This is a genomic window from Daejeonella sp. (assembly GCF_030684675.1).
GTDB lineage: Bacteria > Bacteroidota > Bacteroidia > Sphingobacteriales > Sphingobacteriaceae > Daejeonella.
The window spans coordinates 1-8,828 of sequence record NZ_JAUXXZ010000003.1 but is presented as its reverse complement, the minus strand read 5'-3'; the positions used below and the strand labels follow the sequence as shown (position 1 = coordinate 8,828).

Here is an 8,828-nt window from a genome sequence, read left to right as displayed (position 1 = left end):
GGTCCTAAGTCGCCTCTGTCAGTGTTAACTTTTACACATAAATTTCAGTTATTAACAAAAGAAAAAGAAGCAAAAAGAAAATCCTACAATAACAATAACCACTCTTTCTTAGAGATTACTAATCTAAAGGAAGGTGGTCGCATGTATCGGAATTCCACATGCGACCCCTTCAGGGTCGTAAAACTAGATTTTTGGTATTTCTATAAACATGCGACCACCTTCGGGGTCGGTTAGACGCCTCATCGTACAAGATTAAATTGGTGGGTAATTCAAATTTCACAAACCCTATCCCCCCAAATCTCTCATCAATCCAATTATTCTTACCTTTATACCCCAAGAAGAACCAAAATGACCGAAGTCTACAAACCTAAACATAAGATACGTTTTGTTACAGCAGCTGCCCTGTTCGATGGGCATGATGCTACTATCAACATTATGCGCCGGATTTTGCAGTCCTCGGGGGCAGAGGTAATACATCTGGGTCATAACCGATCTGTGCAGGAGGTTGTAAACTGTGCAATTCAGGAAGATGTTCAGGGTATAGCCATGACCTCCTATCAAGGTGGGCATATTGAGTACTTAAAATACATGTATGATCTGCTTCAGGAATCGGGTGCAGGCCATATCAAAATATTTGCGGGCGGTGGCGGCGTAATCTTACCTACTGAAATCCAAGAACTTAAAGAATACGGCATCATTCAGATCTATTCACCTGATGATGGCCGGAAAATGGGACTTCAGGGAATGATCAATGATATGCTCCAGGCATGTGATTTTCAAACCCATACCAGCCTGACGAATGAACTGCAGGGCATTCAGCAAAAGAATGTGAATGCAATAGCTTCTGCGATTACACTGGCAGAAAATCATCCGGAGCAGACAGAGAACTTCCTGAAAGAACTTGAAAAATTAAATGCAGATAAAAAAGTCCCGGTTATTGGAATCACAGGAACTGGTGGGGCGGGAAAATCTTCCCTGATCGATGAGTTGGTTCGTCGCTTTCTGGTCGAAACTGATAAAAGCATTGCCATTATCTCAGTTGATCCTTCAAAACGCAAAACCGGCGGTGCTTTATTAGGCGACCGTATCCGGATGAACTCAATTAATAACCCACGGGTTTACATGCGTTCCCTCGCGACAAGGCAAGCCAATTTAGCCCTCTCAAAATATGTTCAGGAGTCGATTGATATCTGCAAAGCAGCAGGATATGAACTGATCATTGTTGAAACTTCCGGCATCGGACAGTCAGATACTGAGATCACAGAACATTGTGATGTATCCTTATATGTGATGACTCCCGAGTTTGGTGCAGCAACCCAACTGGAAAAGATCGATATGCTCGACTTCGCGGATATCGTGGCGATCAATAAATTTGATAAACGTGGGGCTCTGGATGCGATCAGGGATGTGAGGAAACAGTTTAAGCGCAATCATCTTTTGTTCGATTCTCCGGATGAAGAACTCCCTGTGATCGGCACTATGGCTTCCCAATTCAATGATCCCGGGATGAATAAACTCTTCGCGGAATTGATGAAGGCCATTTTAAGGAAGACCGGATATGATTTCCAGGCAAAAATGGAATTAATCGGAAAGCACAGCGAAAAGAGTTATATCATTCCGCCAGAGCGAATCCGTTATCTCGCCGAAATTGTTGAAAGCAGTTCAGCCTATGCCGAATGGGTAAACGGACAGAGTAAAATTGCTCAGCAGATGTTTCAGGTGAAGGGGGTATTGGGCCTCACCCAAACCCTCTCCGAAGGAGAGGGCTTAAAAAGTCCTTTGACTGATATATATAATAAACTCGAAGAAAGTCTTGATCCGGAATGCCGCAGATTATTACGTGAATGGCCTGATACGATCAGAAAATATAAGGCTGATGAATTCATTTTTAAAGTCCGCGATAAGGAAATTAAGCAATCCCTTTATTCAGAATCATTATCTAAACTAAGAATTCCAAAGATCTCTTTACCGAAATATGAAGCATGGGGCGACATCCTGCGCTGGTTACTGACTGAAAATGTTCCGGGAGAGTTTCCATACGCTGCAGGAGTATTCCCTTTAAAACGTGAAGGTGAAGATCCAACACGTATGTTTGCAGGTGAGGGTGGTCCGGAGCGGACAAACAAGCGTTTTCATTATGTTTCCCTCGGACAGCCGGCACACCGGCTTTCTACAGCTTTCGACTCGGTCACGCTCTACGGAGAAGATCCCGGCCTCCGTCCAGATATTTACGGCAAGATCGGGAATTCAGGAGTTAGCATCGCGACACTTGATGATGCTAAAAAATTGTACAGCGGATTTGATCTTTGCCATCCTTCTACATCCGTATCCATGACCATTAACGGTCCGGCGCCAATGCTGCTTGGCTTCTTCATGAATGCCGCCATCGATCAGCAATGTGAGAAATACATCATTGAAAACGGGCTACAGGCAGAAGTCAAGGCAAAAATTGATCAGATTTTCAAAGCAAAAAGTATTTCCCAACCGGTTTATCAGGGCGAACTTCCTGAAGGAAACAATGGACTCGGTTTAATGCTTCTTGGACTTACAGGCGATCAGGTCATAGCACCGGAAGTATATAATAAGATCAAAGCCTTTGCAATTGCCAGTGTAAGAGGTACTGTGCAGGCAGATATATTGAAAGAAGATCAGGCACAAAACACCTGCATTTTTTCAACTGAATTCGCCCTGAGAATGATGGGCGATATCCAGAAGTATTTCATTGACAAGCAGGTAAGGAACTTCTATTCTGTTTCTATTTCGGGATACCATATCGCTGAAGCAGGAGCTAATCCGATCTCCCAACTCGCATTTACCCTAAGTAATGGCTTTACTTTCGTAGAATATTACCTGAGCCGTGGGATGCATATCGATGAGTTTGCGCCAAACCTGTCCTTCTTTTTCTCCAACGGAATTGATCCCGAATATTCAGTAATCGGACGTGTGGCGAGAATTATCTGGGCTAAGGCCATCAAGCATAAATACAAGGGCAATGACCGTTCACAAAAATTAAAATATCATATCCAGACCTCGGGGCGCTCCCTGCATGCTCAGGAAATTGATTTCAATGATATCAGAACTACTTTGCAGGCGCTTTACGCGATCTATGATAATTGCAATTCATTGCATACCAATGCTTATGATGAAGCGATTACCACACCGACAGAAGAGTCGGTGCGCAGGGCAATGGCAATACAGCTTATTATTAACCGGGAATTAGGTCTCGCCAAAAATGAAAATCCATTGCAGGGTGCATTCATTATTGAAGAACTGACCGAACTTGTTGAAGCAGCCGTTCTGGAGGAATTCAAGCGAATCAATGATCGCGGTGGAGTGTTGGGAGCCATGGAAACGATGTACCAGCGTAGCCGTATTCAGGAAGAATCACTGTATTATGAAACCCTGAAACACGACGGGACTTACCCTATTATAGGGGTTAATACCTTTCTCAACAAAAACGGATCACCAACGATCATCCCATCAGAAGTTATCCGCGCGACAGAAGAAGAAAAAAAATTTCAGATCAGTGCTTTAGAAACCTTTCAGCAAAGAAATGGGGAAACTTCAGTTAAGCTTTTGAAAGAACTTCAGCAGAAGGCTGTTGCCGGAGAAAATATTTTTGAAAGCCTGATGGAGGTTTGTAAGGTTTGTTCTCTGGGACAGATATCACATGCTTTGTATGAGGTTGGGGGGCAGTATAGGAGGAATATGTAAATATCGTCATTTCGACTCGCGGAAGCAAACGTTCTAATAAAACAAATCGTTAACGCGCGGAGAAATCTCAAGACTAATAGAAGAAGTCTAGTTTATGAGATTCCTCGCCTTACCTGCCTTTCAGGCCTGCGGGTATCCTTCGGAATGACGCTCCCCATTTCCAAATCCTCTAAAATAATGTAAATTGGATCTTGAATACTTAATTTTAATCCAATTTCAACAAAATGAGCAATTCCCCCACCCGCTTCCTGTCACTTGATGTTTTCAGAGGCATGACCGTATGTTTTATGATCATTGTCAATACTCCGGGAAGCGGAGCTACTCCATTTGCTCCTCTGCTACATGCTTCATGGCATGGCTTTACTGCGACAGATCTGGTTTTCCCATCCTTTTTATTTGCGGTTGGAAATGCGATGAGCTTTACGAAAAGTAAACTTGAAAACGACAGTCTGGTATTCCTGAAAATACTAAAAAGAACCGCATGGATCTTTATTCTGGGTTACCTGCTTTACTGGTTCCCATTTTTCAAAGCCAATGAAGCCGGAGAATTAATCTTAAAACCAATCAGCGAAACCCGCATTTTCGGGGTATTACAACGTATTGCGCTCTGTTATTTCTTTGCAGCACTAATGATTCATTATCTGTCCGCGAAGCGGATCATTATTTTAAGTGTGATCTTCCTTCTGGGTTACTGGGGGATTCTACTCGCATTTGGTGATCCTGCAGATCCGTACAGCATGCTGGGTAATGCAGGTCACTATCTGGATAAATTTCTGTTTGGAGAAAGCCATCTATCCAAAGGCGAGGGTGTACCTTTTGAAGCACAGGGACTTTTGAGTACCATACCGGCCATTGTCTTGGTTATTATCGGGTACTTTGCAGGAAAATTCATTAAAGAAAATGGCAAAACTTATGAAACGATTGCCAAATTACTTTTGGCCGGAGGAGTTTTGATCTTTATCGCATTATGCTGGGACAGCGTATTCCCGATCAATAAAAAACTCTGGACCGGCTCCTTTATCCTGCTGACCAGTGGACTTAATCTGGCAATCATTGCTTCATTATTGTATGTTGTTGAAATTAAGTCGATGAATAGAGGGAACTGGACTTATTTCTTTACCGTATTTGGCAAAAATCCGCTATTTATCTATTTACTGGCTGAAGTTGGCAGCAGAATTCTTAATCTGATCACTGTGGCTGAAGATACCAGTCTTCGTCAAGCAATCAGCATCAATGTTTTTCAGACTATAGCACCCGGGCCAATTGGTTCTTTACTGTTTGCCCTGACCTTTATGTTACTCTGCTGGGCTGTTGGATTATGGATGGACAAGAAACACATTTATATAAAAGTGTAAAATATATAACGCTTCGTTTTGAATCCATTTTTTAAAAACTATATTTATTATATAAACCAAAACACGCTATAATGAAATACTTAGTATTTATTTTCTCCTTCATTTTGATTTCATCGGCTGCAATTGCTCAGAAATCGACAAAACTATTTAACGGCAAGGATCTTACCGGCTGGACTATTCATGGTACCGAGAAGTGGTATGTCGAAAAAGGCAACCTGATCTGTGAAAATGGGCCAAAAGAAGAATATGGCTATTTGTCTACAGACAAAAACTACAAGAATTTCATCCTGGAATATGATTTTAAACTTGAAGCCAATGGTAACAGCGGTGTATTCGTCCGTTCCGGCATTGAGGGCACTAAAATCAGCGGATGGCAGGTAGAAGTTGCTCCTCCAGGAAACGGAACTGGTGGCATCTACGAATCTTATGGAAGAGGATGGTTAACAAAACCAACTAAAGAAGAAGAATCAGGACTTAGTCCGGATGGCTGGAACCGTGGAAAGATTCATGTAATGGGTGATGAAATAACTACCTGGTTAAACGGTAAACAAATCTCTCATCTGAAAGATGAAAAATTCGGAGCAGGAAAAGGTTTTATTGCTCTTCAAATCCATTCTGGTGGCGACATCAAGGTTAGATGGAAGCGGATTAAAATTAAAGAGCTCGAATAAAAATCAGCACGATTAATTTATTAAAATTAAACAAATAAGCCTGCCCTATAAGCAGGCTTATTCAATCCTGCATGTGCGGGAATAAAACCAAATTATATTCTAATGAACAACAATCAGGAATCATCCCGCAGAGGCTTTATTAAAAAACTTGCTGCATCCACAGCCGCCGTTGCGGTTGGAAGCAATGTACTTGCTGCAGCTCAGGAAAGTGAAACAGCACAGTTTATAATTCATAAAAGACAATACATTGGGGCTAATGACAATATTAATATTGCACTGATTGGAGCGGGTGGAATGGGTACTGGAGATACAATCACTGCACTCAAAGTTCCGGGGACAAAATTAGTAGGGGTTTGCGACCTGTATGATGGAAGATTAAATGATGCCAAAACCCGCTGGGGACAGGACATTTTCACTACAAAATCATACAAAGAGATCTTAAACCGCTCTGATATTGATGCAGTTATCGTAGCTACGCCTGATCACTGGCATCAGCAGATCTCAATCGATGCAATGAGAGCGGGAAAACACGTTTACTGCGAGAAGCCAATGGTTCATGATATTACAGAGGGTCCGGCTGTTATCAAAGCTCAGAAAGAAACCGGAAAGGTATTTCAGGTTGGTAGTCAGGGAGTATCTTCACTGGGGAATGAGAAAGCAAAGGAACTTCTGAAAGATGGGGCTATCGGACAGCTCAATTTTGCAGAAGGTTTCTGGGCTCGTCATTCACCAGGTGGTGCCTGGCAGTATCCAATACCGGCAGATGCTTCAGCTGCTACCGTTGACTGGGATACTTTTGTAAGCAATGCGACCAAACGCTCATTTGATGCAATGCGTTTCTTCAGATGGAGAAATTACCGGGATTATGGAACCGGAATGTCGGGCGATTTGTTTGTCCATCTCTTCTCTAGTCTGCATTTTATTACAGATTCATTCGGCCCGAACAAGATCTATTCATCCGGTGGATTAAGATACTGGAAAGATGGCAGGGAAGTCCCGGATGTGCTACTTGGCATATTTGATTATCCGGAGCAGGCTCATGCTCACCCGGCATTTAATCTATCCTTAAGATGTAATTTTGCCGATGGTACCAGTGGAAATACGATATTAAAGCTGGTTGGAAGTGAAGGCGCAATGGATATTGGCTGGGACAGTGTTACTCTAAGAAGGAATAAAAACTTTTCTTCGGATGATCCATTTTTCATTGAAAAAATGAAGAATGCAGGTACTCCATTAAGCGACCGTAAAAGAATCCTTCCGCAGGAAGAATATACCTTTGCAGCAGAAAAAGGCTATATGGGTGGCCCGTACGACCATTTTGTAAATTTCTTTAATGCAATCAAGAACAATGGCAAAGTTGCCGAGGATGCTATTTTCGGATATCGTGCTGCAGCTCCGGCATTGTTATGTAATGACAGCTATAACAATGATACCGCTATTTTGTGGAATCCCGAGAAGATGCAATTAGTTAAAAAGTGATTTTAACAACAAGAAAAAAGCCCGACTGGTAAAAATACTGGTCGGACTTTTTATGTTATACAATGATAATTATCCGGCTATCCAGCTGAACTTATATTCAAGGGAAGGATTTTTCATTCTTTCGGCGACCCTGATCAGTCGATCCGGTAAATTCATCACATAATCACGCGCTTTTTCACCGGCTTCATTCAAATCACGCACTTTTTCAATATGCCATTCATCGATCAGTTGTTTCATGATCTGAACATAATCTACAGCGGTATAAACGCCCAAACGCTGCGCTGCATCCGTAAAGTGTCCGAATGTCTGACCCATTTGCAAACCAACTTCGCGAAGAAAATGAGCAGGCATTACAATTTTATTACGCATCATATCTTCAAAAGCAATCATCGCCTCACTTGGATCCACTTCAAAAATACGAAGCATAAAATCTTTATAGGCCTTTGCATGTCTGGCCTCATCCGAAGCAATTACACCACACATTTTCGATAGTAATGTATCGCCATCAGCTTTGGCCAATGAAGCAACCCTTCTGTGTGAAATATTTGTGGCAAGTTCCTGAAAACTGGTATAGATAAAATTACGGTAAGGGTCATGACCTGTACCGATATCAAATCCATCGGCAATCAGATATTGTGTTGAGATTTCCATCTGGCGCATATCCACGCGACCAGATAGATAAAGGTATTTGTTCAGCAGGTCACCATGGCGGTTTTCTTCTGCAGTCCAGAGTCTCACCCATTTCATCCAACCATTTTGTTCATCTTTCGAAATGCCGTCAACCATAGTCAACCAGGATTCATAGGTTGGGAGTGCTTCCTCAGTAATAGTATCACCGATTAAAACCGCTACCAGATCATAAGAAAGTGCTTTTGCATTCTCTTTCAAATCCTTAATTTCTGAATAAAATGTATCGCGCGTTGAATCAGGCAAGAAGTCGGAAGGCTGCCAGTTTGTTTCGATAGGCTTGAGGTATTCGTCCATCTTTTCAAGCATATACTTTTCGATGTGCACTAATACTTCTCTGCGTGATCCTATATTGATATTCATATGAATTTCTAAATTATCCAAATATACGTAAAAAGCATGAATCAGGCTCTTAAAATTGAATTCAAAACATCTTTTAAATAGATATAAGATGCTTTAAAAGCAATAATTGGATAAGTATACCTAAAAACAAGGGTTGAGAAAATGAGATAGATCACACACACTATTAGAAAATCGCAATATTAATATGCATGAATAGTAATGTGATCCATTAGAAGAAATAATTAATTTTTGGGCTGGTTTTATTTCATGAAAATTATTGCGAATTATTTAAAAAATAAGATAGCCAATCAGCCTTAAAGGAAGTTTAGTCTATCTTAAATAAGACCAGGTAAATAATTAATTTCTGAGGTTTGAATGCGGAGATTCCCTTAGGTATATAAATTAGTTGAAACCATAATTAATAAGAGTAATCAGAATATTTTGAAAAGCAGGTTCCTTGTACTATCGGTCCCGCTAGCCGGGCTCTTCCCGTCCGAATGGCTTCAGCCGGGCGGGCGCTTTAGTTTGCCGCAGAAAACTAGTGGTTAGATTCTATTTCCATAGCGGCAAAGCTGCCGCT

General features: G+C 41.6%; 5 protein-coding genes. 4 read left to right on the top strand and 1 reads right to left on the bottom strand.

The window, feature by feature from the left end:
• Positions 1-348 precede the first annotated feature (348 nt).
• From Q8M41_RS00155 to Q8M41_RS00140, 4 genes are all read left to right on the top strand, one after another.
• On the top strand, positions 349-3,714 hold the full coding sequence (locus Q8M41_RS00155) for a methylmalonyl-CoA mutase family protein (RefSeq protein WP_305363204.1): 3,366 nt from the start codon (positions 349-351) through the stop codon (positions 3,712-3,714).
• Positions 3,715-3,938: 224 nt separating this feature from the next.
• Positions 3,939-5,069 (top strand): acyltransferase family protein, encoded by a 1,131-nt coding sequence (locus tag Q8M41_RS00150; protein ID WP_305363203.1) that lies wholly within the window; start codon positions 3,939-3,941, stop codon positions 5,067-5,069.
• Positions 5,070-5,140: 71 nt separating this feature from the next.
• Positions 5,141-5,740 (top strand): DUF1080 domain-containing protein, encoded by a 600-nt coding sequence (locus tag Q8M41_RS00145; RefSeq protein WP_305363202.1) that lies wholly within the window; start codon positions 5,141-5,143, stop codon positions 5,738-5,740.
• Between the two features lie 102 nt (positions 5,741-5,842).
• The gene (locus Q8M41_RS00140; protein WP_305363201.1) at positions 5,843-7,219 is read left to right on the top strand and encodes a Gfo/Idh/MocA family protein; all 1,377 of its coding nucleotides are present in this window, start codon (positions 5,843-5,845) and stop codon (positions 7,217-7,219) included.
• Between the two features lie 69 nt (positions 7,220-7,288).
• On the opposite strand, the gene Q8M41_RS00135 is transcribed toward Q8M41_RS00140, so the two are convergent.
• Complete coding sequence (locus Q8M41_RS00135; RefSeq protein WP_305363200.1) at positions 7,289-8,269, bottom strand: acyl-ACP desaturase; 981 nt, start codon at positions 8,267-8,269, stop codon at positions 7,289-7,291.
• Positions 8,270-8,828 lie beyond the last annotated feature (559 nt).